General features: G+C 69.9%; 27 protein-coding genes. 16 read left to right on the top strand and 11 right to left on the bottom strand.

Features of this window, described 5'->3' with window-relative positions:
• Window positions 1–16: 16 nt before the first annotated feature.
• The gene (rpmG, locus tag ACIPSA_RS25275; protein WP_402638252.1) at window positions 17–181 is read right to left on the bottom strand and encodes a 50S ribosomal protein L33; all 165 of its coding nucleotides are present in this window, start codon (window positions 179–181) and stop codon (window positions 17–19) included.
• Window positions 182–368: 187 nt separating this feature from the next.
• Between rpmG and ACIPSA_RS25280 the strand changes: the two genes are divergently transcribed.
• The 3 genes from ACIPSA_RS25280 to ACIPSA_RS25290 all read left to right on the top strand — a co-directional run bounded on the left by ACIPSA_RS25280 (window position 369) and on the right by ACIPSA_RS25290 (window position 2,633).
• Window positions 369–1,106 carry an acetoacetate decarboxylase gene (locus tag ACIPSA_RS25280; protein ID WP_402638253.1) on the top strand — a complete coding sequence of 246 codons (738 nt, stop codon included), beginning with the start codon at window positions 369–371 and terminating at the stop codon, window positions 1,104–1,106.
• A gap of 38 nt (window positions 1,107–1,144) precedes the next feature.
• Window positions 1,145–2,158, top strand: coding sequence for a 3-hydroxyacyl-CoA dehydrogenase family protein (locus ACIPSA_RS25285; RefSeq protein ID WP_402638254.1), 1,014 nt, complete (start codon window positions 1,145–1,147; stop codon window positions 2,156–2,158).
• A gap of 79 nt (window positions 2,159–2,237) precedes the next feature.
• Complete coding sequence (locus ACIPSA_RS25290) at window positions 2,238–2,633, top strand: luciferase family protein (RefSeq protein WP_402638255.1); 396 nt, start codon at window positions 2,238–2,240, stop codon at window positions 2,631–2,633.
• A gap of 6 nt (window positions 2,634–2,639) precedes the next feature.
• Here the strand turns inward: ACIPSA_RS25290 and ACIPSA_RS25295 are convergent, their stop codons facing one another.
• The 3 genes from ACIPSA_RS25295 to ACIPSA_RS25305 all read right to left on the bottom strand — a co-directional run bounded on the left by ACIPSA_RS25295 (window position 2,640) and on the right by ACIPSA_RS25305 (window position 6,033).
• The gene (locus tag ACIPSA_RS25295; RefSeq protein ID WP_402638256.1) at window positions 2,640–3,419 is read right to left on the bottom strand and encodes a crotonase/enoyl-CoA hydratase family protein; all 780 of its coding nucleotides are present in this window, start codon (window positions 3,417–3,419) and stop codon (window positions 2,640–2,642) included.
• 38 nt (window positions 3,420–3,457) lie between these two features.
• The gene (locus ACIPSA_RS25300) at window positions 3,458–4,675 is read right to left on the bottom strand and encodes a CaiB/BaiF CoA transferase family protein (RefSeq protein WP_402638257.1); all 1,218 of its coding nucleotides are present in this window, start codon (window positions 4,673–4,675) and stop codon (window positions 3,458–3,460) included.
• Between the two features lie 77 nt (window positions 4,676–4,752).
• Window positions 4,753–6,033, bottom strand: a complete 1,281-nt coding sequence (locus tag ACIPSA_RS25305; protein ID WP_402638258.1) for an acyl-CoA dehydrogenase family protein — start codon at window positions 6,031–6,033, stop codon at window positions 4,753–4,755.
• Between the two features lie 259 nt (window positions 6,034–6,292).
• Here ACIPSA_RS25305 and ACIPSA_RS25310 point away from each other — a divergent pair, with 259 nt between their 5' ends.
• Window positions 6,293–7,582 carry a PucR family transcriptional regulator gene (locus ACIPSA_RS25310; protein WP_402638259.1) on the top strand — a complete coding sequence of 430 codons (1,290 nt, stop codon included), beginning with the start codon at window positions 6,293–6,295 and terminating at the stop codon, window positions 7,580–7,582.
• Between the two features lie 38 nt (window positions 7,583–7,620).
• Here the strand turns inward: ACIPSA_RS25310 and ACIPSA_RS25315 are convergent, their stop codons facing one another.
• Complete coding sequence (locus tag ACIPSA_RS25315) at window positions 7,621–8,013, bottom strand: DUF6176 family protein (RefSeq protein WP_402638260.1); 393 nt, start codon at window positions 8,011–8,013, stop codon at window positions 7,621–7,623.
• Window positions 8,014–8,216: 203 nt separating this feature from the next.
• Here ACIPSA_RS25315 and ACIPSA_RS25320 point away from each other — a divergent pair, with 203 nt between their 5' ends.
• The gene (locus ACIPSA_RS25320; RefSeq protein WP_402638261.1) at window positions 8,217–8,666 is read left to right on the top strand and encodes a hypothetical protein; all 450 of its coding nucleotides are present in this window, start codon (window positions 8,217–8,219) and stop codon (window positions 8,664–8,666) included.
• A gap of 330 nt (window positions 8,667–8,996) precedes the next feature.
• Entirely contained in the window at window positions 8,997–10,517 is a 1,521-nt protein-coding gene (locus ACIPSA_RS25325) for a reprolysin-like metallopeptidase (RefSeq protein WP_402638262.1), read from the top strand.
• Between the two features lie 234 nt (window positions 10,518–10,751).
• Here ACIPSA_RS25325 and ACIPSA_RS25330 read toward each other — a convergent pair whose 3' ends face one another.
• A complete protein-coding gene (locus ACIPSA_RS25330; RefSeq protein WP_402638263.1) occupies window positions 10,752–11,123 on the bottom strand; it encodes a winged helix-turn-helix transcriptional regulator in 372 nt (123 codons plus the stop codon).
• A 155-nt stretch (window positions 11,124–11,278) separates the two neighbouring features.
• Here ACIPSA_RS25330 and ACIPSA_RS25335 point away from each other — a divergent pair, with 155 nt between their 5' ends.
• The 3 genes from ACIPSA_RS25335 (at window position 11,279) to ACIPSA_RS25345 (ending at window position 14,077) form a co-directional block, all read left to right on the top strand.
• The gene (locus tag ACIPSA_RS25335) at window positions 11,279–11,932 is read left to right on the top strand and encodes an FMN-dependent NADH-azoreductase (protein ID WP_402638264.1); all 654 of its coding nucleotides are present in this window, start codon (window positions 11,279–11,281) and stop codon (window positions 11,930–11,932) included.
• A 200-nt stretch (window positions 11,933–12,132) separates the two neighbouring features.
• Window positions 12,133–13,104, top strand: coding sequence for a hypothetical protein (locus ACIPSA_RS25340; RefSeq protein ID WP_402638265.1), 972 nt, complete (start codon window positions 12,133–12,135; stop codon window positions 13,102–13,104).
• A 13-nt stretch (window positions 13,105–13,117) separates the two neighbouring features.
• Window positions 13,118–14,077 carry a polyprenyl synthetase family protein gene (locus ACIPSA_RS25345; RefSeq protein WP_402638266.1) on the top strand — a complete coding sequence of 320 codons (960 nt, stop codon included), beginning with the start codon at window positions 13,118–13,120 and terminating at the stop codon, window positions 14,075–14,077.
• Window positions 14,078–14,094: 17 nt separating this feature from the next.
• Here ACIPSA_RS25345 and ACIPSA_RS25350 read toward each other — a convergent pair whose 3' ends face one another.
• The 4 genes from ACIPSA_RS25350 to ACIPSA_RS25365 are packed head-to-tail and all read right to left on the bottom strand — an operon-like array spanning window position 14,095 to window position 18,262.
• Window positions 14,095–15,528 carry an aminobutyraldehyde dehydrogenase gene (locus ACIPSA_RS25350; protein WP_402638267.1) on the bottom strand — a complete coding sequence of 478 codons (1,434 nt, stop codon included), beginning with the start codon at window positions 15,526–15,528 and terminating at the stop codon, window positions 14,095–14,097.
• Complete coding sequence (locus ACIPSA_RS25355) at window positions 15,521–16,840, bottom strand: flavin monoamine oxidase family protein (RefSeq protein ID WP_402638268.1); 1,320 nt, start codon at window positions 16,838–16,840, stop codon at window positions 15,521–15,523. The genes ACIPSA_RS25350 and ACIPSA_RS25355 overlap by 8 nt, the downstream gene beginning before the upstream one ends.
• Window positions 16,841–16,870: 30 nt before the next feature.
• Window positions 16,871–17,941, bottom strand: a complete 1,071-nt coding sequence (locus ACIPSA_RS25360) for an ABC transporter ATP-binding protein (protein ID WP_402638269.1) — start codon at window positions 17,939–17,941, stop codon at window positions 16,871–16,873.
• 3 nt (window positions 17,942–17,944) lie between these two features.
• The gene (locus ACIPSA_RS25365) at window positions 17,945–18,262 is read right to left on the bottom strand and encodes an ABC transporter permease (protein ID WP_402638270.1); all 318 of its coding nucleotides are present in this window, start codon (window positions 18,260–18,262) and stop codon (window positions 17,945–17,947) included.
• Here ACIPSA_RS25365 and ACIPSA_RS25370 point away from each other — a divergent pair.
• The 5 genes from ACIPSA_RS25370 (at window position 18,246) to ACIPSA_RS25390 (ending at window position 21,930) form a co-directional block, all read left to right on the top strand.
• A complete protein-coding gene (locus ACIPSA_RS25370; protein WP_402638271.1) occupies window positions 18,246–18,428 on the top strand; it encodes an acyl-CoA dehydrogenase family protein in 183 nt (60 codons plus the stop codon). The genes ACIPSA_RS25365 and ACIPSA_RS25370 overlap by 17 nt on opposite strands.
• 38 nt (window positions 18,429–18,466) lie before the next feature.
• Window positions 18,467–19,642: an acyl-CoA dehydrogenase family protein gene (locus ACIPSA_RS25375; protein ID WP_402638272.1), complete on the top strand. Its 1,176-nt coding sequence runs from the start codon at window positions 18,467–18,469 to the stop codon at window positions 19,640–19,642.
• A gap of 111 nt (window positions 19,643–19,753) precedes the next feature.
• On the top strand, window positions 19,754–20,656 hold the full coding sequence (locus ACIPSA_RS25380) for a 3-hydroxybutyryl-CoA dehydrogenase (protein ID WP_402638273.1): 903 nt from the start codon (window positions 19,754–19,756) through the stop codon (window positions 20,654–20,656).
• A 47-nt stretch (window positions 20,657–20,703) separates the two neighbouring features.
• Window positions 20,704–21,315 carry a TetR/AcrR family transcriptional regulator gene (locus ACIPSA_RS25385; protein ID WP_402638274.1) on the top strand — a complete coding sequence of 204 codons (612 nt, stop codon included), beginning with the start codon at window positions 20,704–20,706 and terminating at the stop codon, window positions 21,313–21,315.
• Window positions 21,316–21,459: 144 nt separating this feature from the next.
• Window positions 21,460–21,930, top strand: coding sequence for a hypothetical protein (locus ACIPSA_RS25390; protein WP_402638275.1), 471 nt, complete (start codon window positions 21,460–21,462; stop codon window positions 21,928–21,930).
• A 26-nt stretch (window positions 21,931–21,956) separates the two neighbouring features.
• Here the strand turns inward: ACIPSA_RS25390 and ACIPSA_RS25395 are convergent, their stop codons facing one another.
• Complete coding sequence (locus ACIPSA_RS25395) at window positions 21,957–22,604, bottom strand: DUF6629 family protein (RefSeq protein ID WP_402638276.1); 648 nt, start codon at window positions 22,602–22,604, stop codon at window positions 21,957–21,959.
• Window positions 22,605–22,760: 156 nt separating this feature from the next.
• Between ACIPSA_RS25395 and ACIPSA_RS25400 the strand changes: the two genes are divergently transcribed.
• Both ACIPSA_RS25400 and ACIPSA_RS25405 read left to right on the top strand, forming a co-directional pair.
• Window positions 22,761–22,976: a DUF4177 domain-containing protein gene (locus ACIPSA_RS25400; protein WP_363297899.1), complete on the top strand. Its 216-nt coding sequence runs from the start codon at window positions 22,761–22,763 to the stop codon at window positions 22,974–22,976.
• A 190-nt stretch (window positions 22,977–23,166) separates the two neighbouring features.
• Window positions 23,167–23,631 carry a hypothetical protein gene (locus tag ACIPSA_RS25405; protein WP_402638277.1) on the top strand — a complete coding sequence of 155 codons (465 nt, stop codon included), beginning with the start codon at window positions 23,167–23,169 and terminating at the stop codon, window positions 23,629–23,631.
• The last annotated feature ends 276 nt before the right edge of the window (window positions 23,632–23,907 follow it).

The following is a 23,907-nucleotide window of genomic DNA, read 5'->3' on the forward strand; positions in this document are numbered from 1 at the left end:
AGGGCGGAGGCTCGGTTCAGCGTTCCTCGCGGAACGGGACGTGCTGCCCCGCCACGGGGTCGTACTTGCGCAGGACGAGCCGGTCGGGGTCGTTGCTGCGGTTCTTGCGCGTCACATAGGTGACGCCGGTCCCGGCCGTCGACTTCAGCTTGACGACGGGACGCGCGGTGCTGCGTGCCACAGGGTCCTCCTTTCACCGACATGGGTCACATTGACCAGCCCATGTCAGCTTCTGTGCTGTTGAACAAGGGCTCTCGCCGTCGCATTCCCGGGCCGCCGGCGCCGGCCCGGGATGAAGTCGCGGACAGGTCGGACGCGGAGTTTCATGGTGTGGGGACAGCAGGACGGGACGGCCCATGGAGGCCTTGATGGACAAGCGAGACGTCGCGCGGTGCTTCACCACCCCGCTGGACTCCCCCGCCTACGCCCCCACTCGGTACCGCTTCACCGACCGCGAGTACCTGAACATCGTCTACCGCACCGACCCCGAAGTACTGCGCCGCCTCACGCCCGAGCCACTGACCGTCACCGATCCGCTGGTCCGCTTCGAGGTCATGCGGATGCCCGACGTCACCGGCCTGGGTGACTACACCGAAGCCGGCCAGCTCATCGCCGTCGAATACGACGGGGAGGCGGGCGAGTTCAGCCTCGCGATGTACGTCGACAGCGTTCCGGCGATCTCCAGCGGCCGTGAGTACAGCGCGTATCCGAAGAAGTCCGGTTCACCCGCCCTGTACGTCGACTCCGACACCCTGGTCGGCACGCTGGACTACGGCACCCTTCGCGTTGCCACCGCCACCATGGGCTACAAGCACCACGCCATGGACCTCGACGAAGCGCGTGCGGAGATCTGCACCCCCACCTTCATGGTCAAGACGCTGCCCCACTACGACGGCACGCCCCGCGTCTGCGACCTGGTCCGCACCCGGATCAGCGACATCACTGTCAAGAGCGCCTTCACCGGTCCCGCCCGCCTTCAGCTCTTCGCCCACGCGATCGCCCCGCTGGCGGACCTGCCCGTGCTGCAGGTCGTCCGCGCCGGCCACATCCTCACCGACCTCACCCTCGATGCCGTGGAAGCCGTCTACGACTACCTCGCCGACTGAGACGGCAGAAGCCGGACGTCTTGAGAAAGCCCGAGATCATGACCCCCACTTCTGAACCCCAGGACATGAACCCAAGCGAGGACGACGCGGCCGTTCTGGACTCCTACAAGCGTGCCGCGATCATCGGGGGCGGCGTGATCGGCGTCTCCTGGGCCGGCCTCTTTCTCGCCCGCGGCATCGACGTCGTCATCAACGACCCGCGCACCGATATCGAGGACCTCGTCCGGGCGGGCCTGGCGGAGATCACCCCCACGCTGGCCGCGCTCGGACTGCCCGCCGAGAACCTCACCGACCGGCTGACCTTCGAAGCCGACCTGGCCACGGCCGTCGCCGACGCCGACGTCATCCAGGAGAACGGCCCCGAACGCCTCGAACTCAAGCAGCAGATCTGGCAGACCGTCGAGCAGGCCGCCCCTGCCCATGCGCTGCTGGCCACCTCGACCTCGACCATCCCGGCCACCGCCATCGCGACGGCGATGCGGCAGCCGGAGCGCCTGATCGTGGGCCATCCGTTCAACCCGCCGCATCTGGTCCCGCTGGTGGAGGTCGTGCCGGGCGAGAGCACCTCCGAGGCAACCGTCAGACAGGCCAAGGCCTTCTACACCGCACTCGGCAAGAGGCCACAGGTCCTGCGCAAGGAGATTCCCGGTTTCGTCGCCAACCGCCTGCAGTCCGCCCTCTTCCGCGAATGCGTCTTCCTCGTCGCCCAAGGTGTGGTCACCGAGCAGGAACTCGACGACATCGTCACCTCCTCCATCGGCATGCGCTGGGCCGTCGCCGGTCCCTTCCGCACCTTCCATCTCGGCGGCGGCCCCGGCGGACTGCCCCACTTCCTCGAACACCTCGGCCGCACCATGGAAGCCTCCATGTGGCCCGCCCTGGGCAATCCGTCCTTCGACGACGCCACCGTCGCCCTCCTCACCGACCAGGCGCGCGAAGCCTTCGGCACGGGCACCGTCGACGAACTCGCCACCGCGCGCGACCGTGCGCAGATCGCCCTCATGCACGCCCTGAACGAAACACCGCAGCCCAGCAGCGCCCATCACCCCTGACGCCCCGTGCCACCTCACGTCCCGGTTACAGATTCCGCAACCTCTGGTGGCGCCGCAGTAAGCAGACGACCATGAACCCATGACTCTGGCCAAGCGCGTCATGGAGCAACTGGAAGACTGGCCCGACCTCAGCGCGGGCCCGGCCAGTTGCGGCGCCGGGCGAGCACTGCGGTCCCTCCACGGCGAGATCGTCCACTTCCATTCCGGGCGGGACGTGGACCTGCACCTCACCGCCCACGCGATCCAGCGCTTTCACGACGATCTGCAGGCGTCGACCGCGGTCCGGCTCATACCGGGCTCGCGATGGGTGACCATTCACGTCGACTGCCGCGCGGACGTCGACCTGTTGCTGAGCCTGGTCAGCGTCGCTCTGAAGGCGCATCAGTCGGAGCCCACCGCCGACGGCACACTCCCCGTCGAATGCAACTTCCGTCGCGTCACTGTGGTGTCGCGTGACCGGGCCGAGGCCTGCTGAGCCTCGTCAGCGGCCCTGCCAGTGCGGTTGGCGCTTTTCCGCGAAGGCGCGGGCGCCTTCCCGCGCGTCCAGGGACGCCAGCACCGGGGCGACGATCTGATCCTGATCGAGGAGGGCGTCCTCGTCCCGGAAGGCGGTCCGCTCGTTGACGACGCGTTTGACGGCCGTGATGGCCAGCGGGGCATTCCTCGCGATGCGGTCGGCGAGCTCCAGGGCCTGCTCCAGCGCCTGACCCGGCTCGGTGAGGTGGTTGACCAGGCCGAGCCGCTCGGCGCGTTCGGCGGGCAGGGGATCGCCGGTGAGCAGCAGCTCCAGGGCGATGTTGCGGGGGATGCGCTCGGGCAGACGCACCATGCCGCCTTCGGGCGGCACGATGCCGTAGTGGACCTCGGTCTGACCGAAGGTGGCGCCCCGGGCGGCCACGATCATGTCGCAGGCGAGCGCCATCTCGGTGCCGCCACCCAGCGCAAAGCCCTCGACGGCGGCGATGAGGGGGGTCTTGATCTGGGCGCGGGTGATGCCCGCGAATCCCCGTCCGGAGACAATGGGTGTGTCGCCGGCCGCGAACGCCTTGAGGTCCATGCCCGCGCTGAAGACGCCGCCCGCGCCGGTGAGAATGCCGACCACGAGGTCGTCGCGGGCGTCGAGTTGGTCGACGGCGGCGGCCAGCGCGCGTGCGGTGGCACCGTCGATGGCGTTCCGCGCCTGCGGCCGGTCGATGGTGATCACGAAAATGCCGTCGCGTTCCTCGGTGTGCACCGCTGGGGTGCCGGTGGCCTCGCTCATGATGGTGATTCCCTTCTCCCCCCTGTCGGACCGCGACCTCACTCGATCGCTTCCGCCTGACGCAGGTCCGCGATCCCCGCATCGTCGTAGCCGAGGTCACGGAGCACCGACTCGGTGTGTTCGCCGAGGTCAGGGGCCGGACGCGGACGGACTTTCTGCTCCTGGTCCAGCCGCACGGGGCTGTCGACCGTCAGGTACGGCTCCGCGTTGCCGTCGTCGATCGGAACGAGGATCCGGTTGGCCACGAGCTGGGGGTCGTGGGCGAACTCCTCGAGCGTCTGGACGACTCCGTAGGTGAGACCCGCCGAATCGAGCACCTCACGCCACTCGGCCAGCGGACGGGCCGCGAACGTCTTGTCCAGCAGGCCGGCGATCTCGGCGGCGTTGGCGCGGCGGCTCGGTGAGTCGGCGTAGCGCGGGTTCTGCGCCGCCTCGGGGTGGCCGATGGCCCGGAGGAACAGGGGGACCTGCTTGTCCTCGTTGGCGAAGGCCAGCAGCAGCCAGCGGTCGTCCGCGGTGCGGTACGCGTTGGCGAGCGCGTTCGGCGGGTCGGACCGGTCGGCCGGGCGAGGGGCCTTTCCGCCGACCAGCACGGCCTGCAGCCACATGCTCGCCGCCCAGGCTCCCTCGGCGATCAGCGACGCGGTGACACGCGCGCCCTGGCCGGTCCTCTCCCGCCGGTACAGCGCGGTCATGATCCCGGCGAACAGGGTGATGGCCGTCGGGTGGTCGCCCGATCCGAACGCGTTCATCGCCGGCGGTGCTTCCCGCTGGCGCGTCACGTCCATGAGGCCGCTGCGCGCCCAGAACGCCGTCACGTCGAACCCGGGCAGGTTGGCCTCGGGACCCTCCTCGCCGAAGCCGGTGACATCGGCGTAGACCAGCCGGGCGTTGAGGGGGGCCAGGTCGTCGTATTCCAGGCCCAGCTTGGCCCGTACGCGCGGCGGGAAGTTGATCACCAGCACGTCCGCCCACGTCGCCAGCCGCTCGACCACGGGCCGGGCACCGGGCGACTTCAGGTTGAGCGCGATGCTGCGCTTGTTGCGGTTGTCCAGCTGCCAGGGGTAGTTGACCCCCTCGACCCGAGGGTTCGGTGGCATGCGGCTGAGCGAACGGTATGTGTCGCCCACGCGCGGTGGTTCCACCTTGACGACGTCGGCGCCGAAGTCACCGAGGATGGCGGCCGCGGCAGGTCCGGCGATGAAGCTCGCGAGATCGACGACGTGCAGTCCCTCCAGCAGGGGTGTGTCCGCCATGACCGATCCTTTCTCGACATGGCTCTCGCGCGGCGCCGGTGGCCGCGGCCGTGGGCGCCGACGCTGTGTGAGCCGGGTCAGTGACCTGGAGGAGCCATGGGCACGAAGGCGTTGTACCCGGTGATGTCCCGTCCGACGATCAGCGCCTGTACCGTGTCGGTGCCTTCGTAGGTGTCGATGGCCTCGATGTCGCACAGGTGCCGGGCCACGTGGTAGTCGAGGCAGATGCCGTTGCCGCCGAGCATGTCGCGGGCGTCGGCGAGGATGGCCCGGGCGCGCTCGGTGTAGTGCATCTTGGCCAGGGCGACCCTGGGCATCGAGTACTTCTCCTCGTCCATGAGCTGACTGAGCCGGTACTGCATGCACAGCATGTCGGTGATGTCCGCCAGCATGCGCGACAGCCTGTACTGGATGAGCTGGTTGGCCGCCAGCGGCACCCCGAACTGCTTGCGCTGCTTCGCGTAGGCCAGGGCGGTCTCGTAGCCGGCGATGGCGGCTCCGATCGCCTCCCATGCCACGCAGAAGCGGGAGGCCAGCAGGACCTTCTCGGTGTCACGGAAAGTGTTGACGTTGGCCAGCTGGTTCTCGGCGGGTACGCGGACGTCGGTGAGGGAGATCTGCGCGTTCTGGACACAGCGCAGCGCCGTCTTGCCGGTGATGACCTCGGCCTCGTAGCCCGGTGTGCCCTTCTCGACGACGTATCCGCCGACGTGGCCGTCCTCGCCGCGGGCCCAGATGATCACGTAGTCGGCGAACGTCGCGTTGCCGATCCACCGCTTGTGGCCGTTGAGTACATAGGAGTCTCCGTCCCGCCGTGCGGTGGTCTCCAACTTGACCACGTCCGTGCCATGAGCGGGTTCGGTCAGAGCGAAGGCGCCGATCTTCTCCAGGCGGGCCATCGGCGGGAGGAAGCGCTGGTGTTGCTCCTCCGATCCGCACAGCGCGATCGACATCATGGCCAGGGCCGAGTGCACACCGCAGAACGTGGAGATGCTCAGGTCGCCGCGCGCCAGTTCCAGGATCACCAGGCCGGCCGTCACGTTGTTCATACCCGGGCAGCCGTTGCCCTCGATCTGGAAGCCGATGATGCCCAGCTCGGCCAGCTTGGGGACGAGTTCGTGGGGAAACTCCGCCCGCTCCCAGTAGGGGTTGATGATCGGGGTGACTTCCCGGTCCATGAAGTCACGGACCTTTTGGCGGATGGCCTGCTGCTCGTCGTCCAGCAGATCGTTGAGCAGGTAGTAGTCCGTGTGCTCGGATCCCCCCAGAACAGGCGGCTGGACGACCGGTTTCCCGTTCCCCGAACCTACGGTGACAAGATCGATGCCTGCCGTCGCGGTGCTCCGCATCGCATTCATCTGCCCGATGCTCCTCTCCGGTTTCCTCCACGCATTCATTGCATGGGCTCGTGGCCCGTCTCATTGCACGAGTTCGTCGGTTCACATGGGCTGCCCTCAGCATGCTAGGAAAAATCGGCCGACAAGCCATCGGGCGCCGGACACGACTTTTCCGGCCGGCATGGTGCCGACGACACAGAAGACTCACCGTAGCCACACGGCCACGAGCGGCCGCGGCCCTGATCGAGCCCCTTCACCATCACCGCGGTACGGTGATTTCATGGCCATGGGTGACGCCGAAGCCATAAAGCGTCTGACGGCTGTGGCCTCGGAGGCAGGGGAGCACGCCTCGGAGATCAGCCGCGACATCTGGGAGCACCTGGTTCTCGACATTCCGGAGCTCAGAGGGGACCAGGCCATCCTCGGCCTGCTTCACGCGAGCGTCTCGGAAAATGTCATCACATTGCTCCATGTCCTTGAGTACGGTGTCGCTCTGGAGAATGTCGAAGGGCCGGCGGCGGCATTCGAATATGCCCGCAGGCTGGCCCAGCGAGGAATTCCCGTCAGCGCACTCGTCAGGGCGTACCGGATAGGCCACTTTCATTTCATCCAGTGGTGTCTTCACGAACTCCAGCGTCAGTACGCCGATGGATACGTCTCCGCCGAGAGCACACGCCGGCTGCTGGCAGTGAGCTTCGGCTACATCGACCGGATCACCGAGCAGGTCATCGAGGTGTACCAGCATGAACGCGACCGCTGGCTGCTGAGCCGGACCGCGGCCCGCACCGGACGGGTGCGGGAGTTCCTCGACAAGGATCACGTGGACCCCGAATGGGCGGAATCGATCCTCGGCTACCGGCTGCGGCAGCGCCACGTCGGAATGGTGCTCTGGCTGCCGGAGCGGTCCCATGGCGGAGCGGCGCTGTCCCGCCTCGACCGGCTCACCGGCACCATCGCGGCAGAACTGCACTGCGACACCCGACCGCTGTTCGTGGCCCGGGACGAGACCCTGGCGTGGGCCTGGCTGCCGCTCGGCTCACGCGACGAAGTCCCCTGGGCCCTGCTGTCGGGCACTGTCGAGGACACCGATCCCGCCGCACTGGCCTGCGTGGGTGACCTGGAGTCAGGTCTCGACGGATTCAGACGCACCCACCGGCAGGCATTGCGGGCGCAGGAACTGGCGGTGGCGGCCGGTCCGGGCACCCGGGTCACCCTGTACCCCCAAGTCGCCCCGATCGCCTTGATGTGCAAGGACATTGACGACACACGGGCTTGGGTGCGGAGCGTCCTCGGGGAACTGGCGACCGACGACGAACACTGCGCACGGTTGCGGGAAACGCTGCAGATCTTTCTTGCCACCGGCTGCAGTTACACCGCGACCGCCGGCCGTCAGATCCTGCACAAGAACACCGTGCAGTACCGCATCCGGAAGGCCGAGGAAGCCATGGGGCAGTCGGTCCACGACCGCCCCACCGAGCTGGGCCTGGCCCTGATGGCCTGTCAGTGCCTCGGCTCCTCGCTCCTCCGAGGCAGCCCCGTGACCCGTCCGAGCTTCACGGACACCGACTGAGGTCGCCACCGACTCCTCACCATGATTGAGGAGTTCAGCTACTGCTCTTGCAGCGCCCAGCTCAACACCGCTTTACGCACGGGTTCCGGAAGCATGAGCACCTGTGGCTCGGCCTCCACCCAGCCAGGTTCCCTTGTCCGCTTGGCCTGCTCAATGTGATCGCGATCGATTGGAAGACTGCGATCCAGGCCCGCCCCGTCTTCTCCTCTCACGGTGACCCAGAACAGATGGTCCTCGCCGTCTTCCCGTAGCCGGAACACGATCTCGATCGCCGTCCGCTCGCGATCCAGAGTGGCTACACACTCGTCGAGTCGGTCGTTGAGCATACGCATCCACCTGTCGGCCTCGGCCTCGGCACCGGGTTTGACCTTGGCCCGTGACAGTTCAACGACCAGACCGGAAGGGATGCTCGCAGGACGATCTGCACTCATGCGCGGAAGTCTGCCAGAACGATCTTCTGCGGCGCGGTGCCAGACCCCGCGTCCGCGGCATGATCCGCCGGACAGGCCCTAGCCCCGACGAGCTACAAATAGCGCTGCCCTCCCCCACGACGCGTCGGCCGGGGAAAGATCCGTCGACCTCGTGGACCGGCGGCGCTCCGAACGGACGCCGCCCGTCGGAAATGGAGCCGGACTTGGCGCCCGTACCGAACGGCACCTACACGATCTCCCGCCCCGGCGGGCAGCTTCTCACCTTGGAGAGAGGGTCACCGGAGCCCAAGACACCCGTGGTACTCCTGCCGCCCTCCGGCCATCCGGGTGAGCAGGAGTGGCAGCTGTGGCGGCTGAAGAAGCTCGGCAATGGCAGTTACGCCATCCGCAATCTCAGGGGCGGCACATACCTGAGTCTCGTCGGCGACCCGGAAACCAACAAACCGCTGTTCGGATACCCCCAGCTCCGCGAATGGACGCTCCAGGACGGCACACAGCCGGGCAGCTTCCACCTCGTCCCCACGGGCCCCATCCACTGCGAGAGACTCGCCGCCGACGTCAGCCCGCTACGGATCTTCCCGCCCCGCACTGCTCTGAGGCCGCTCGACACCGGCAACTTGCGCCAGGCATGGAGCCTGCGTCCCGCCGAATAACGGCAGTGCGGACGCTGTCGAGCCGGACCTCGACGCCGCGGACGCCGTCGAGGTCCTGCCGACCCGTCACCGGCGCAGCTCACTCGGGCTCGCGCAGCAGCGACGACGCTTCGCAGCCGCATCCGACGGTGCGGATCCCGCCGGCAGCCATCACCCACCCGTACGGCGGGCGCCACTTCAACGGCGCCCGATCACGCTCCGGGCCCGCTGACGGCTGACTGGATGAACCTCGACGCGAGATGCCGCTTGTGCCTACGTGTTCGATGACGCGAGGCGTTATTAACAGCTGATTATGGGGCGAATCCCCCAACAGAGAGGCTGACGTAGCTCATGCGTCGTTCCCTGCTGGCCGCCAGTGCCGCGGCGACTGTTCTCCTCACCGCCATGCCCCTGGCCCTGACCCCGACCCCGGCGCTCGCCGGCTCCGGCCCCCGCCCTCACGAGCCCTGGGTAGTGCGCAGTGCCGTCATGCGTGCCGACGCCAAGGAGTTCGCCGCGCTGTGCGGTGAGCAGGCGGAGGGGGTGCCGGAGACCCGCACGTTCCGTCTCTTCCGCAACGGCCCGAGTATCACCGCCGTGCGGGACTACCTGCGCAAGGACGCCGACGGCACCCTGTACTGGGACGGCCACGACCCGAACAACCCCGAGGACACGGTCTCCCTGTCCATCATGGGGGCCTGTACGCGAGGGCCGGTCACCCTCGACGGCGTCATCGAGATCGGCACCAAGGACTATCTCTTCAATCCGGTGCCCAAGCACCCGGGTGAGTACTGCCTGGAGGAGATCGACACCCTGCTCCTGCCCCCCAGCGGGCAAGGCATCGACGCCGTGCCGCAGACCTCCCCGGCCCCCTCCGGGCATGCGGCGCCCAAGGCCGTCGACGCCTCGAACCCCGTCGCCATCGACATCGTGGTCCCCTACACCCCTGCCGCCGTCACCGAACTCGGCGGAGTCTCGGAGGTGGAGGCCCGGATCCGCTACGGCGTGAGCCAGATCAACAAGGCCTTCGCCGTCACCAATGTGCCGGCCAGCGTGCACGTCGTCCACACTTACCAGACGCTGGCGTCGGGCGTGGCCAACGAGGACGCCGGCACCATGCTCGACAAGCTCGACGACCCCCAGGACCAGACCCTCGGCGCCCCGGCCCACGCGGCCCGGGAGCTCTACGGCGCCGACCTGGTGGCCCTGCTCGCCTCCATCCCCGCCCAGAACAGCTCCGGCTCGGCCGATCTGCCGGAGCCGGTGACCGCACAGACCAGCGAGGACGCCTACTCGGTCACGAGCGTCCTGTCCGCGAAGGACTGGGACAACCTCGGACACGAGATCGGCCACAACCTGGGCATGCGGCACGACCGCCAGACGGTGACCACCAACGGCGAGACGCCGCCGGGCCCGAACGCCACCAACTTCGGCTGGATCACCGCCGACAAGCGCTACCACACGCTCATGGCCTACAACACGCCCTGCCGACCCACCTGCAAGGTCATCAACCAGTACTCGAACACCACCAACACGATCAACGGCCAGGCCCTCGGCGACGCGAAGAACAACAATGCCGGCATCGCGAAACTCGCCACCCCCATCGTGTCCGCCTACCGCGCCACGAAGGTGACCGTCCGGCACAGTCTCAACATCTCGGCCAACCCGGCCGGCGGCGGCACTGTCACGGTCAGCGAATTCGGCCCCTACGACCCCGGCACCCAGGTGACCGTCACCGCTCACCCCGCTGCCGGCTATGTGTTCGCGGGCTGGGAGGTCGACGGCGTGAAGCAGTCCGACGCCACGACGCAGTACCAGATCACCATGAACAAGAACCGCAGTATCACCGCGCTCTTCAACCAGACCCCGTGACCGCACGCCCATCCCGTCGCTGACCGGCGGGTGCCTGTGGAACCATCCGTCGGCCGGGCCCTGCACGGCCGACGGCCCCATGACAGGCCCAGGTCGAACTCTCGTCAACTGCGGCCAGAAGCAAGGCGGTTACGCAATCCACTGACGTGCAGTGCCCCGTCGCGTGCCGGCTGAACAACGGCACCGACTCGTCCCGCGGGCCTGCGTTCCGGCGGGATGCGCGCCCGGCGCGGCTCACCCGCAGCAGGGTCCGGTGCCGTCCTCGGCTTCCGGGAGGTGCTCCTCCGCCCAGACTCTGAGTTCCTTGAGGGCGGGTTCGAGGGCTCCCCCGGACTCGGTCAGCCGGTAGGAGACCCGCAGCGGCGGCCCTTCATCGACCTCACGCACGACGAGGCCCGCCGCGCCCAGCTCGGTCAGCCGGTCCGAGAGCATGCGCTCGCTGATGCCCGGGATGGCACGGCGCAGATCGGCGAAGTGCACGGGGTGCTCCATGAGAACCGCCAGGATCGGGCCGGTCCAGCGCTTGCCGAGCAGCCCGAACACGCGCGTGATGGCGGTGTCGACCTTCTTGCAGGGCTCTACGCCGGCTTCCCTCGTGACCTCCATGGCCTCAGTCTACTATGCCGTCCGTCGTAGGTGAAAAAAAGTAAGCCCCTGTGTTATTACTAGGAGCGCACGGAATGGCGGGCCCTGTGTCGCCCCTCCGTTTCGCACGTTTCGAACGTTTCGAACGTTTCGCACCACTATGTCTGGAGACCCCCATGGCAACGCTGCTGCAGCTGGACTCGTCCCTCTGGCCCGAGGCCGCTTCCACCTCCCGCTCGGTCACGGCCGCCTTCCGTAAGGCCTGGGAGGAGCAGCACCCCGACGGCACCGTGATCTACCGCGACCTCAACGCCCATCCGGTCCCGCACCTCGACGCCCTGGCCGCGTCCGCCGCTTTCGCCTCCCCCGACGACCGCACCCCGGAGCAGGCGGAGGCCTTCGCCGCGCGTCTGAAGCTGATCGAGGAACTGGAGAACGCGGACGCCGTGCTCATCGGCGCCCCGATGTACAACTTCACGATCCCGTCCACGCTGAAGGCGTGGCTGGACCAGGTGATACTCGTCGGCCGTACGGCGATGACCGAGGAGTCCGCGGTCAAGGGCACCCCCGTCTACGTCGCCGCCAGCCGCGGCGGCTCGTACGCCCCCGGCACCCCGCGCGAGGGCTTCGAGTACGTGCAGAACCTGCTGCAGGCGCTCCTCGGCGACATGCTGGGCATGGAGGTCGACTTCATCGTTCCGGAGCTCACCATGGCGCACTCCAACCCGGCGATGGCGGAGCTGATCCCGCTGGCCGAGGCCTCCAAGACCAAGGCCCACGAGGACGCCGTCAGCAAGGGCAAGGCAGCCGCCATCAACGCGGCCGCCTGACAGGCAGGACAGGGAGGGCGGGCCGGGCTTCCCCGGCCCGCCCTCCCCGGGCCGCTTCCCGACCGGCGAAGGAGTTGGTTCATTCCGATCAATGTCGTCACCCGATCGGGCAGCCGAGGCTCTCGCCGTCGGTCCCGTGGCCACCGGAGGAGTCATGATCGGCTCTCGGTGATCGGGGTGGCGGACAGAGGGGAGCGGCCGTGATCGACTTCGGCCCGACGGACGTATGCTTCGCCGTGCCCTTTCCGGCCGGAATCAGCCCCGACGCCGACGCTGCGGGAACGCATCTGGTCGACTGGTTCGACCGCATGCGGATCTCGGACCGGGGCGAGGTGCAGGGTGCGGCCCCGTTCGACCCCCGGCAGGCCCATGTGGTGGGCCTCTGGTCGGGCATGTGCTACCCACAGGCCCGGGGTGAGGTTCTGAACCTCATCACCTGCTTCAACGGGCTGTGGCTGGTCTTCGACGACCGGTTCAAGGGACCGCACAGCAAGACGCCGGCCACCGTCGCACCGGTCGCCGACCGGATCACCGGCCGTCTGTACCAGCCCGACCGTCCCGACCCCATGGACGCCCTGGAGTCCGCCGCCGCGGACCTCCTGATCAGGCTGCGGCAGCGGACGTCCCCCGTCTGGTACGCGCGTTTCGCCGGCCACCTGGAGCGGTTCCTCGCGGGCCTGGTCAGCGAGTCCCTGGCCCGCGACCACTCCCCGACGATCGAGGACTATCTCGGCTGGCGGCGCTGGACGATCGGCACCTGGGCGAACCTCGATCTGGTCGAGACCGCCATCGGCTACGACGTACCCCCGAGCGTGTACCACGCCCCGGCCATGCGTGAGCTGCGGCATGCCGCGGCCGATGCCGTGATCGGCATCAACGACGTGTTCTCCCTGCCCAACGACCAGGCCGGACAGGACCCGAACAACCTCGTACTCCGCTGTCGGGCCGAGCACGGGGTGGACCGGGACGCGGCCGTCGAGTGGGTGCGCCGACACGTCGAGCGGGCGCACGCCCGCTTCCAGCGGGCGGCCGCCCGTGTTCCCTTCCTCTGTGACGACCTGCGCCTGGACGAAGAGCACCGGGCAGGGCTCGGCCGCTACATCGAGGGCGCGGGCCAGTTGCTGCGCGGCATCCACGACGTGCACCTCGTCAACCCCCGCTACCGGTCCTGAGAACGAGGCAGCGATGGCCCGCACTACCGCAGAGCAGGTGCGTACGGCTCTGGCGACCGCCTTCGCGGACTGCTGGTGCGGCGACGCGGGCGGCATCGACGCAGTCGCCCGCTATGCGATCACCGCGCCCGGGAAGCTCCTGCGCCCCCGGCTGCTGTGCCACACGGCCCTTGCCCTCGGCGGCCGCATGGCGACAGCCGTCCCGGCGGCCGTGGGCCTGGAGGCCGCGCACGTCGGCAGCCTCGTCCACGACGACATCATCGACCACGACACGGTGCGCCGCCGACGGCCCGCCGTGCACAAGGCGTTCGGGGTCGAGACCGCGATCATCGCCGGAAACGCCCTGTACTTCAGCTGGTTCGCGGCTCTGGACGAGTGCGGGCGCAACGGGGCCACCGACCGGCAGATCGCGGCGGCGACGCGCGTCCAGGCCCGGACCGGGGCAGCGGTGTGCCGGGGAGCCGCGGCCGAGCTGAGCATGGCCGGTTCGTTCCGCCACGACATCTCGGCCTACGTGACGATGGCACAGGGCAAGACCGGTGCCCTGATGGCCTGCGCCTGCCACATCGGAGCGATCATGGCCGACGCGTCCTCGGAGCTGGCCGGAGCGGCTCGCCGCTACGGAGAGAGCCTGGGCCTGGCGTTCCAGATCCGCGATGACCTGCTCCCTTACACAGCGCCGCGATCGATGGGCAAGCCGAGGGACTCGGACCTGCGCAACCGCCGCCCGACGCTGCCCGTCCTGCTGGGGATGAAGATGGCCGACGCCGCCCAGCGGCAGACGTTGGAGGAGATCCTCACGGACCCGGAGCACGGCGGCCGTACGCAGCTGCGGGACCTGCTGGAGGCCAGCGGTGCGCTGGACGCCGCCGACGCCATGGCCGCGGAGCACCTGGTCTGCGCCCGCGACGAGTTGCGGCACTTCCCCGGCGGCCCGCACCGCGACGAGCTCCATCGCCTCGCGACCGTGTGAGGTTCCCGCACGACCCGTCACAGCATGACGTGTTTGACCTGCGTGTAGTCGAGCAGCCCGGTGAGGGACAGGTCGCTGCCGTAGCCGGAGTGACGTACGCCCCCGTGCGGCATCTCCGACACCGTCGTGCCGTGGGTGTTGACCCAGACGATGCCTGTGCGCAGGGCACGACTCGCGCGCATGGCGCGGTCGTGGTCGCTCGTCCAGACGCTCGCGGCAAGTCCCTGCGGGACCGCGTTCGCCATCTCGAAGGCCTCGGACTCGTCGGTGAAGGGCTGGACGGTGACGACCGGGCCGAACACCTCGCTCTGCACGATCTCGTCCTCCTGCCGCACGCCGGCGACCACCGTGGCCTGGTAGAAGAATCCGGGGCGGTCCAGCGCCGCTCCGCCGGCGACGATCTCGGCGTGGGCCGGAAGGGTTTCCAGCAGGCGGCGTACGGAGGCGAGTTGGGCGGCGTTGTTGAGCGGGCCGAAGTCGGTGCCGTGGCCGTCGGGGTCACCAGGGACCAGACGTGCCGCCCGGTCGGCGAAGGCTTCGAGGAAGGCGTCGTGGATCCGGTGGTGGACGAGGATCCTGGTGGCGGCAGTGCAGTCCTGGCCGGAGTTGTAGAAGGCCAGTGAGGACAACTGTCCCACCGTCTCTTCGAGATCGGCGTCCCCGTGGATCAACACGGGCGCGTTGCCGCCGAGTTCCAGGTGGAGTCGCTTGAGGTCGGCGGCCGCCGCCGCGGCGATCTGCTGTCCGGCGCGGACACTGCCGGTGACGGCCACGAGGCGGACGGCTCGGTGGGCGACCAGGAGGCGTCCGGTGTCCCGGTCGCCGCACACGACGTTGAGCACGCCGGGCGGCAGGTGTTCGGCGGCCAGCCGGGCCAGGAGCGTGGCGGAGGACGGGGTGGTGTCGGAGGGTTTGAGGACGACGGTGTTGCCTGCGGCGAGCGCGGGGGCGATCTTCCACACGGCCATCATCAGCGGGTAGTTCCACGGGGTGATCTGCGCGCAGACGCCGACCGGCTCCCGGCGCAGTACGGAGGTGCGGCCGGGGGTGTACTCGGCGGCGGCGGCGCCCGGCAGGTTGCGGGCGGCGCCGGCGAAGTAGCGCACCACGTCGACGATCGCGGGCAGTTCGTCCGCCAGGAACAGGGCGCGGGGCTTGCCGGTGTCGGCGACCTCGGCGTTCGCCAGGGCGTCGGCGTGCCGCTCCAGCGCGTCGGCGATGCGCAGCAGCGCGGTCTGCCGCTGTGCCGGGCTGGTGGCCGACCAGGTGTGCTGGGCGTTCTCGGCCGCTCGGCAGGCGGCGTCGACGTCGTCGGTGCCGGACAGCGGAGCCGTGCCGTGGACCTGTCCGGTGGCCGGGTCGATCAGCCGCAGGGTGGCTCCGGAAGCGGCCGGTGTCTCCTTGCCGCCGATGTGGTTGAGGACGGTTGCCAGGCGGGCGTTGTCAGCCACGGCGCAGTGCCTCCTTCGCTGCCGCGCGGCCGGTGCGGACGGCGCCTTCCATGTATCCGGCGACCCACTGGTCGGAGCCGCAGACGTAGAACGGGGGTTCATGGGTGCCGTGCAGCGGGCCGACGGCCGTGACCTCGCCCGGCGGCCACTGGGTGACGTAGCCCTGGGTCCAGGGGTCGGTGCCCCACAGCCGCAGATGGCACGCGAGCGGCCGGTGGGCTGCGTCGCCGTACAGGGCGGCGATCTCGGCGAGCAGTTCGCGGGTGCGCAGGTGGGGCGGGGTGCCCAGCAGGACGCCGTAGCGTTCGGGCGGTATCAGCGCGGACAGGACGCCCTCGTTCTGCGGCCAGGTGCTGCCGAGGACTCCCTCGGACTCGGACAGGCCGTTCAGGTGGTCCGCGCGCCAGAAGGGACGGTCGTAGACGGCGACGAACTTGGCTGCCGTCGCCTGCCGTTGCCGGTGCAGGGAGGCGAGTCGGGCCTCGCTCACGCCGGTGACGGAGACGGACCGCAGCGGTCCCACGGGCAGCGCGCTCACCACGGCCCCGGCGGTGAGGACTTCGCCGGTGACCAGGCGGACGGCGCAGCGGCCGGGGCGTATGTCCACGGCCGCGACGGGTGAGCCCAAGCGGATGCGCAGGCCGAGTTCGCGGCCCATGACCTCGGCCAGGGTCGCCGAGCCGTCGGCGAGCCGCAGCCCCTCCCAGTCGTCGTAGTCGTAGTCACCCGTGCCGGAACCGGGTGCGGCGGCGCTCTTGCGCAGCGCGGCCAGGAGTGAGATCCGCTCGTAGGAGCCTCCGGCGAGGGCCAGTTGACCGATCTCCCACAGGCGTACGACGGCGGGTGTGGCGTGCCGGGAGCGCAGCCAGCCGCCCACGGACAGCCGGTCCAGGGCGGCCGCGTCCGGGTGCGACCAGGGGTCGTCGGGGTCGACGGTGGCGGCCAGGTCCGTGAACTCGGCGCCGAGGCGCTGGTGCAGGGCGGCGTCGCCGTGGCCGAACCAGTGCGGCGGCTCACCGGCCGAGCGGCCCTCCGGTGTGGCGCGGACCATCTGGCCGGGCTCGGCGACGTAGCTGGGCACGAGCTTCAGTCCCAGTTCCTCGGCGAGGCCGAGGTAGGCGGTGTGGGCGCGGCCCACCACCTCCCCGCCGAGCTGGACGGTGCGGCCGTCGGGCAGCCGGGTCTGTTCGACCCGGCCGCCGACCCGGTCCCTGGCTTCCAGGACGAGCACGTCGGTGCCGGCGGCCGCCAGGTCCCGGGCGGCGGCGAGCCCGGCCAGCCCGGCACCGAGAACGATCACGTCGTGATGCATCGGTTTCGCTTTCAGATCGGGTGGGGGCGGTCAGGCGAGGACGAGGCAGTGCTCGGGCCGCCAGCCGAACTCGACCGTCTCGCCGCCGCTCCAGCGGTCCTCCATGCGGGCGCGTGCCGTGTTCTGCTCCAGCACCGACAGCGTGACGCCGGGGGCGAGTTCGATCAGGTAGGTGGTGGTGGGACCGCTGTAGACGGTCTCCCGGATCACTCCGCGCTGCACCGACATGCCCGGTTCGAAGTCGGACAGCCAGACCTTCTCGGGGCGCACGGAAACGCTGACGGCGGTGCCGTCCGCGATGCCGGTGCGGGGGCCGACCGGCAGGGCCGGGCCCTGGTCGAGGGTGACCTCGCCGCCGCGATAGGTGCCGGTCATCAGGTTGGAGGTGCCCATGAAGGAGGCGACGAAGCGGCTGGCGGGGTGCTCGTAGACGTCCTCGGGGGTGCCGCACTGCTCGATACTGCCCGCGTTCATCACGCAGATCCGGTCCGACATGGTCAGCGCCTCGTCCTGGTCGTGGGTGACGAAGACGAAGGTGATGCCGACCTCCCGCTGGATCTGCTTGAGCTCCACCTGCATCTGCCGGCGCAGCTTCAGGTCGAGGGCGGCCAGCGGCTCGTCGAGGAGGAGGACGGCGGGCCGGTTGACCAGGGCGCGGGCGAGGGCGACGCGCTGGCGCTGGCCGCCGGAGAGGGTACGGGGTTTGCGGGCGGCGAGGCCGTCGAGCTGGACCAGCTCCAGCATCTCGCCGACGCGGCGCCGGATCTCCGCCTTGTCCACGCCCTTGCGCTTGAGGCCGAAGGCGACGTTGTCGGCGATGTTCAGGTGGTCGAACAGGGCGTAGCTCTGGAAGACGGTGTTGACGTTGCGTTTGTCTGGGGGCAGCGCGGTCACGTCCTCACCGGCGAGCAGCACCGACCCCTCCGTCGGGTCGCTGAACCCGCCGATCATGCGCAGCGAGGTGGTCTTGCCGCAGCCGGAGGGCCCGAGCAGGGAGAAGAAGCGGCCGGCCTCGATGTCGAGGTGGAGGTCGTGGACGGCGTAGGTGTCCGCGAACCGCTTGGAGACGCCGTCGAGGCGGACGGCGGGAGTCGCGTCCATGAGTCAGCTCCCGGAGAGTATGTCGAGGCCGCCGCGGCGGCCGAACAGGCTCGGAATGAACAGGGCCAGGGCGATCAGGCCGATGGATCCGGCGAGCATCAGCGTGCCGACGGCGTTGATGGTGGGCTGCACCCCGAAGCGGATCGCCGAGTAGATCCGCACGGACAGCGGCTGGGGGTCGACTCCGGTGGTGAAGTAGGCGAGGACGAAGTCGTCGAAGACGAGCGCGAAGACCAGCACGGCGCCGGCGAGCACGGCGGGCAGCAGCGCCGGCAGGGTGACCAGGCGGACGGCCTGCCAGCGGGTGGCTCCCAGGTCCATCGCGGCCTCCTCCACCTCGGGGTTCAGCGCGGCGACCCGGGAGCGCATCTACCGCGAGCTGCGCGTGGACCGGATCTGGGAGGGAACCTCCGAGATCCAGCGGCTGATCATCGCCAACGAGCTCATCAAGCGCGGCACCGGCGCTCTGGCCCTGCCCACGCACTGAAACCGCCCACCCCCGATCACCACACAGCGAGGACTTCCATGGACTTCCGCCTCACCCCGCGCCAGGTGCAGTTCAAGGCCGACGCACGCGCCCTGACCGACCTCATCGCCGCGTACGAGACCCAGTGCGAGGAGGACAACGGCCTCCCCGCCGACGCCCACGCCAAGATCCGCGACGCGGTGCTCGACGCGGGGCTCCAGGCCGTCAACATGCCGGCCGAGTGGGGCGGCGCCGGCCTCACCATCGCCGAACAGGTCACCGTGCAGGAGGAGTTGGGCCGGCTCACGGGCGCCCTGTGGGACATGGTGTGGCGGCCCGCCAACGCGCTGCGGTTCTGCACCCCGGAGCAGCGCGAGCGCTTCCTGATCCCGGTGATCAAGGGAGAGCGGCGGGACTGCTACGCCGTCACCGAGCCCGGCGCCGGCTCGGACCCGCAGAACCTGGCCACCACGGCGACGAAGAACGACCACGGCTGGGTGCTCGACGGAGAGAAGTGGTTCGTGACCGTCGCCGACCACGCCGACTTCATGATCGTCCTCGCCGCGGCGGGCCCGGAGCGCGCGCCGACGCTGTTCCTCGTCGACAAGGACACGCCCGGCATCGAGATGACGCGGGTGCCGCGCTTCATGCACACCTTCGTCTACGAGCACCCCGAGTTCACGTTCACCGACGTCCAGGTGGGCGAGGACGCCGTGCTCGGCGGCATCGGCGAGGGGTACGACATCACCCGCTCCTGGTTCACCGAGGAGCGGCTGATGATCGCGGCACGCACCACCGGCGCCGCCGAGCGGGCCCTGCAACTGGCGCGCGACTGGGCCGTGGAGCGCGAACAGTTCGGCGCCCCCATCGCCACGTACCAGTTGGTCCAGGGCATGCTCGCCGACTGCGCCGTCGACATCGCCGTCAACCGCGCCTACACCCACCAGGTCGCCTGGGAGGTGGACCAGGCCTCCCCCGAGGACCGCAAGACCCTGCACGCCAAGGCCTCCATCGCCAAGCTCTCGGCGAGCGAGGCCTCGGGCCGGGTGATCGACCGGTGCCTGCAGATCCACGGCGGGCGGGGCTACGACCGTTCGTACGCCGTGGAACGGCTCTACCGGGAGCTGCGCGTGGACCGCATCTGGGAGGGAACCTCCGAGATCCAGCGGTTGATCATCGCCAACGAGCTCGTCAAGCGGGGCTCGGGGGTGCTGGACCTGCCCGTCGCCCGATGACACCGGCCGGGGCGGCCCCCCGCCCCGGCCCCGCGCGGAGAGGGCGCGGAGTCGACGTGGAGTGGCCGCGTAGCGGCCGAGTACAGGACAACGAGCGGAGAGGACAAACGGATGACCGGCATCGAACGTGTGGGGGTCGTCGGTTGCGGCTTGATGGGTGCGGGCATCGCCGAGGTCTGCGCGCGCGCCGACCTGCCGGTGACGGTCGTGGAACGCGACGCGGACGCGGCCCGCTCGGGCCGCCGGCGCATCGCCCGCTCCCTGGACAAGGCCGTCGCACACGGCAGGCTCACCGCCGAGCGGCGCGAGGCCGCCGCGGCGCTGATCACGGTGGTCGACCAGGTCGAGGCCCTGCACGACCGTGATCTGGTGATCGAGGCCGTCGCGGAGGACGAGCGGCTCAAACTGGACGTCTTCTCCCGTCTCGACACGGTCGTCACCGGCGAGCACACCGTCCTCGCGACCAACACCTCCTCGATCCCGGTCGTGCAGCTGGCCGCGGCGACCGCCCGGCCCGAGCGCGTCCTGGGCGTCCACTTCTTCAACCCGGTGCCGGTGCTGCGGCTGGTCGAACTCGTCCCGTCGCTGCTCACCTCGGCCACCACCACGGCACGGGCCGAGGCCTTCGTGGTCGAAACGCTGGGCAAGGAGGTCATCCGCACGCGGGATCGCGCGGGCTTCGTGGTCAATGCGCTGCTCGTGCCGTATCTCCTGGCCGCGATCCGCATGGCCGAGTCGGGCGTCGCCGGCGTCGAGGACATCGACCGCGGGATGGTTCTCGGCTGTGCGCACCCGCTCGGCCCGCTGGCGCTGACGGACCTGATCGGCCTGGACACCACGCGCGCCATCGCCGAGTCCCTGTACGCCGAGTTCCGGGAGCCGACGTACTCACCGCCGCCCCTGCTGTCCCGGATGGTGGAGGCCGGCCTGCTGGGCCGCAAGTCGGGCCGGGGCTTCCACACGTACGCGGAAGAGCCGCGGCACGAGGCGGCAGCGCCGGGAGAGCAGCCGTGAGGGAGAATGGCGGCGGGGTACGAGCGCCGGACGAGGGGAGTCGCAGGGTGTCCACCAAGGTGCGCACGGCAGACACGCGCGAGCGCATCCTGACCGCGGCGTGCGAGGCCATCGCCGAGATCGGCTTCGAGAAGATCCGGATGCGCATGGTCGCGGAGCGGGCCGGTGTGTCCACCGCTCTGCTGCACTACCACTTCGACACGCGCGAGAAGCTGTTCACCGAGGCGATGGCCCACTCCTTCGCCAACACCGCCGTCGACGTCGAACGCGACGCGGGAACGGCACCGGCGGCGGTCATCCTGGCCCGTATCCTGCGCAACCTGCTGCCGACCGACCCCGAGCTGCACCAGGACTGGCGGCTGTGGCAGGAGCTGTGGGTCCGGGCGCTGCGCGACGAGCCGACCCGGGTCTTCGCCGTGGACCTGTACGCCCAGCTGCACGCATGGGTGTCCGGTGCGGTGCGGCGCGGCATCGCGTCCGGCGAGTTCGCCCCGACCGATGTGGACGACCTCGCCACGCTCGTGCTGTCCCTGAGCGACGGCTACGGCATCCGTCTGATGCTGCGCGATCCCACGGTCACCCTGGACACGGCGCTCGCGGCCGTCTGGCGCCATGTGTCCGCGGCGCTCGGCCTGCCGGAGACGATCCCGGCCGAGTGAGCCGGCCCGGCCACGACGGCCCGGCCACAACGGCCCGGCGGCGTACGGCGTCGTCGCGAGCGACTCGTCAAGTAGGCATGATCTCAAGGTGATCGGGGGTCGGTCGTGGCATCATGACGTCCATGACCACTTGCCGAAAGGCCGATGCCGCGTAGACGGCCCGGCGCCCTGCGCGCCCAACCGCGTGACTCTCGCGCCTGGGGCGACTTCGTCCCGGTCCGGATCCACGGGATCTCCACCGACTCCACCCTCGCGATACTCCGGCTGGAGCGGCTCTCGGACGACTACTTCGTCTACCCCGGTGCCACAGACCGCGCTTTGCGGCGGTACCGAGCGTTTCTTGCGCCGCCGGGCCGTCGGCCGCTGTATCCGCAGTACTCGGAGTGTGGGTGCCGCGGGTGTTCGTTCGACGACGTCAGACACGCCCGCGACGTGCTGGACGAGGTGCTGCGGCAACTGTCCTCCCGGCCACGCGCCGAGCTGAGACGCCAAGTGGTGTCTCTCGACGCCGCATACGTCAGGCGCACTCTGCCGGATCCGTTCGCCGCCTCTCGGCAGTGGCGCTCCGACCTGTGGTGGCGCCGCCGTCTCGCGGGCGGCAGGGAGGGCGAATGAGTCCGGGGGATGCGGACCGCCCGACGTCAGCAACCCGCCACAGGGCTGCGCGGCATCGCCGGGGAGGCCGGGCGGGCGCCCGTCCACCCGAGCAGTATCACCGAGCACACTGCCGCGAGCGCGCACCAGGTCGAGACGAACTCCAGGCGCCACAGGGTCCAGCAGACGAAGGCCCCGACGCCGGCCACGACTCCCAGCACCACCAGACGCCGGTCACCGGACAGGAGCAACGAGCCCACGGTGGCCAGCAGGTAGCCCGCGACGAGCAGCGGCGCGTGGGAGAGGTGAAAGACATAGCCGACGGTCCGACCGCGGATCTCGGCCGTCACCGGGCCGACGGCGAGCGCGTACGCGAGGAACGCGGCGGTCGCGGCTCCGGCCGCGAGGGGGAGGATCAGTCTGCTCCGCGCGTGCCGTGGGGCGGCACATACCGCTCCCGCCGGCACCCACACCGCCAGCAGTGGGAGGGCGATGACGGCCCAGACGACAGTGGCGGGTCCACTGCCCCCGCCGTTGTGCCAGACCACCGATTCAACGATCTGGTGCGCCCCGAGCAGCAACGGCAGTGCTGCGAGCGGGAGGTCCCGGACACTGCGCACACGCGCCACGCAGGCCACCCCGGCCGCCGCGACACCGGTGCCCGCCACGAGATCGGCCGTCGCACTCCAACACATCACGCCACCCGGGGTCCGTCGCCGTCGCATCCGCTCGCGCCGTGGGCCAGGCTACGGGGGGCCTGCGGTATCCAGCGACACCCGAGGATGATTGGCTGGCCACGGCCGTCACGCCAGAGCCCAACCCGGGCCGATCAGCAGGAGGACTCCGCAGTCATGAGCAGCCCCTACACGTACGAGTACAAGGTCGTCACCTTCCGGGAGTCGCTGATCGGCGACGCTCTGGACAGCGACAAGCTGGAGAAGGTTCTGAACAAGCATGCCGAGGACGGCTGGGCCCTCAAGGCCATCACCTCCGCCGACGTCAAGGGTCGCATCGGTCCCGGAGCGGTCGAGGGCCTGCTGCTGACCTTCGAGCGTCCGCGCGGCTGACGGACGGACCGGCAGACGATGCGATGCACCCGGCGCCTGGCGGAAGCCGGGTGCCGGGTGCCGGGTGCCGGGTGCCGGACGCCAGGTGCCGGGTGCCGGGTGCCGGGTGCTCGACCCGTGGTCGGGGCATGCTCGCCGACGCTCCGTCAGTCATGGCGCGCAGTATCCATACCGGCACTGACATCGCCGCATGGATCCGGGACCGGTGACGGGCCTGCTCGGGCCGGAGGCCGACAGCCCGTCCTTCCGGGCAGCGTGCCGGACGCTCGTCGACGGCAGTCGGCGTCCGGACTTCGTCAACGACCTCGCCGAGGATCTGCGCGAGGGGTGGCTCGGCATCTCCGCCCAGGCGCTGCGGCGTTTCGCCGTCACGGTCGAGGACCTCGTCCCGGGCCGGGAGCCGCCGGGTCTGCGCGATCGGGTGGACCACGAGGTTGCGGCCCACATGGACTTGGAGACCGCCCGGGAACTGCCCGCCCAGACCACGGCCCCCGGGCGGACGCTGCTGACCGCCGTGGTCGATATCGAGCTGCTCACCGCGAAGGCGGTGCTCGCGCGCGGTCCGCGGTTGCTGAGTGGCCCGGCGAGCCCGTCACCGGTAGGCGCGCTGCGGGTACTGATGGGCGCCCGCCGAAAGGCCCGCGCAAGCCACTGAGGTGTTCCTGCTGCCGGGCGGCGGTCTTTCCCAGGTCAAGGGGAGAGCCTCGACGGCGTGGTCACCGGAACGGCCCGGAGGGCTGCACCGCCCACACGGCCCGCGCCGCCGACGACTCCGGCATCGCGGGCCGTACCGCCCCCGGTGTGCACGGGGCCACCCGATACTCACCGTGGGTCCAGTCGTCGAGGGGGCTTGCTCCCGGTTCTCGGCTGGGGTTGTCCCCAGCCCGAAGCGCCTGCCTGCCGGAGTGATCGCGCCTCGGTCCGTGCCTAG

Origin of the sequence: Streptomyces sp. NPDC086549, from assembly GCF_044746205.1 — a bacterium.
In the GTDB taxonomy this organism is placed as follows: Bacteria; Actinomycetota; Actinomycetes; order Streptomycetales; family Streptomycetaceae; genus Streptomyces.

Excerpts from the sequence above, each read along its gene's own strand:
- ACIPSA_RS25330 (WP_402638263.1), bottom strand. The coding sequence starts at position 11,123 with ATGGAGGTCACGAGGGAAGCCGGCGTAGAGCCCTGCAAGAAGGTCGAC.
- ACIPSA_RS25290 (WP_402638255.1), top strand. The coding sequence starts at position 2,238 with ATGACTCTGGCCAAGCGCGTCATGGAGCAACTGGAAGACTGGCCCGAC.
- ACIPSA_RS25285 (WP_402638254.1), top strand. The coding sequence starts at position 1,145 with ATGACCCCCACTTCTGAACCCCAGGACATGAACCCAAGCGAGGACGAC.
- ACIPSA_RS25380 (WP_402638273.1), top strand. The coding sequence starts at position 19,754 with ATGACCGGCATCGAACGTGTGGGGGTCGTCGGTTGCGGCTTGATGGGT.
- ACIPSA_RS25345 (WP_402638266.1), top strand. The coding sequence starts at position 13,118 with ATGGCCCGCACTACCGCAGAGCAGGTGCGTACGGCTCTGGCGACCGCC.
- ACIPSA_RS25355 (WP_402638268.1), bottom strand. The coding sequence starts at position 16,840 with ATGCATCACGACGTGATCGTTCTCGGTGCCGGGCTGGCCGGGCTCGCC.
- ACIPSA_RS25280 (WP_402638253.1), top strand. The coding sequence starts at position 369 with ATGGACAAGCGAGACGTCGCGCGGTGCTTCACCACCCCGCTGGACTCC.
- ACIPSA_RS25365 (WP_402638270.1), bottom strand. The coding sequence starts at position 18,262 with ATGGACCTGGGAGCCACCCGCTGGCAGGCCGTCCGCCTGGTCACCCTG.
- ACIPSA_RS25360 (WP_402638269.1), bottom strand. The coding sequence starts at position 17,941 with ATGGACGCGACTCCCGCCGTCCGCCTCGACGGCGTCTCCAAGCGGTTC.
- ACIPSA_RS25305 (WP_402638258.1), bottom strand. The coding sequence starts at position 6,033 with ATGAATGCGATGCGGAGCACCGCGACGGCAGGCATCGATCTTGTCACC.
- ACIPSA_RS25405 (WP_402638277.1), top strand. The coding sequence starts at position 23,167 with ATGGATCCGGGACCGGTGACGGGCCTGCTCGGGCCGGAGGCCGACAGC.
- ACIPSA_RS25395 (WP_402638276.1), bottom strand. The coding sequence starts at position 22,604 with ATGTGTTGGAGTGCGACGGCCGATCTCGTGGCGGGCACCGGTGTCGCG.
- ACIPSA_RS25335 (WP_402638264.1), top strand. The coding sequence starts at position 11,279 with ATGGCAACGCTGCTGCAGCTGGACTCGTCCCTCTGGCCCGAGGCCGCT.
- ACIPSA_RS25310 (WP_402638259.1), top strand. The coding sequence starts at position 6,293 with ATGGCCATGGGTGACGCCGAAGCCATAAAGCGTCTGACGGCTGTGGCC.
- ACIPSA_RS25295 (WP_402638256.1), bottom strand. The coding sequence starts at position 3,419 with ATGAGCGAGGCCACCGGCACCCCAGCGGTGCACACCGAGGAACGCGAC.
- ACIPSA_RS25375 (WP_402638272.1), top strand. The coding sequence starts at position 18,467 with ATGGACTTCCGCCTCACCCCGCGCCAGGTGCAGTTCAAGGCCGACGCA.
- ACIPSA_RS25400 (WP_363297899.1), top strand. The coding sequence starts at position 22,761 with ATGAGCAGCCCCTACACGTACGAGTACAAGGTCGTCACCTTCCGGGAG.
- ACIPSA_RS25315 (WP_402638260.1), bottom strand. The coding sequence starts at position 8,013 with ATGAGTGCAGATCGTCCTGCGAGCATCCCTTCCGGTCTGGTCGTTGAA.
- ACIPSA_RS25300 (WP_402638257.1), bottom strand. The coding sequence starts at position 4,675 with ATGGCGGACACACCCCTGCTGGAGGGACTGCACGTCGTCGATCTCGCG.
- ACIPSA_RS25390 (WP_402638275.1), top strand. The coding sequence starts at position 21,460 with ATGCCGCGTAGACGGCCCGGCGCCCTGCGCGCCCAACCGCGTGACTCT.
- ACIPSA_RS25325 (WP_402638262.1), top strand. The coding sequence starts at position 8,997 with ATGCGTCGTTCCCTGCTGGCCGCCAGTGCCGCGGCGACTGTTCTCCTC.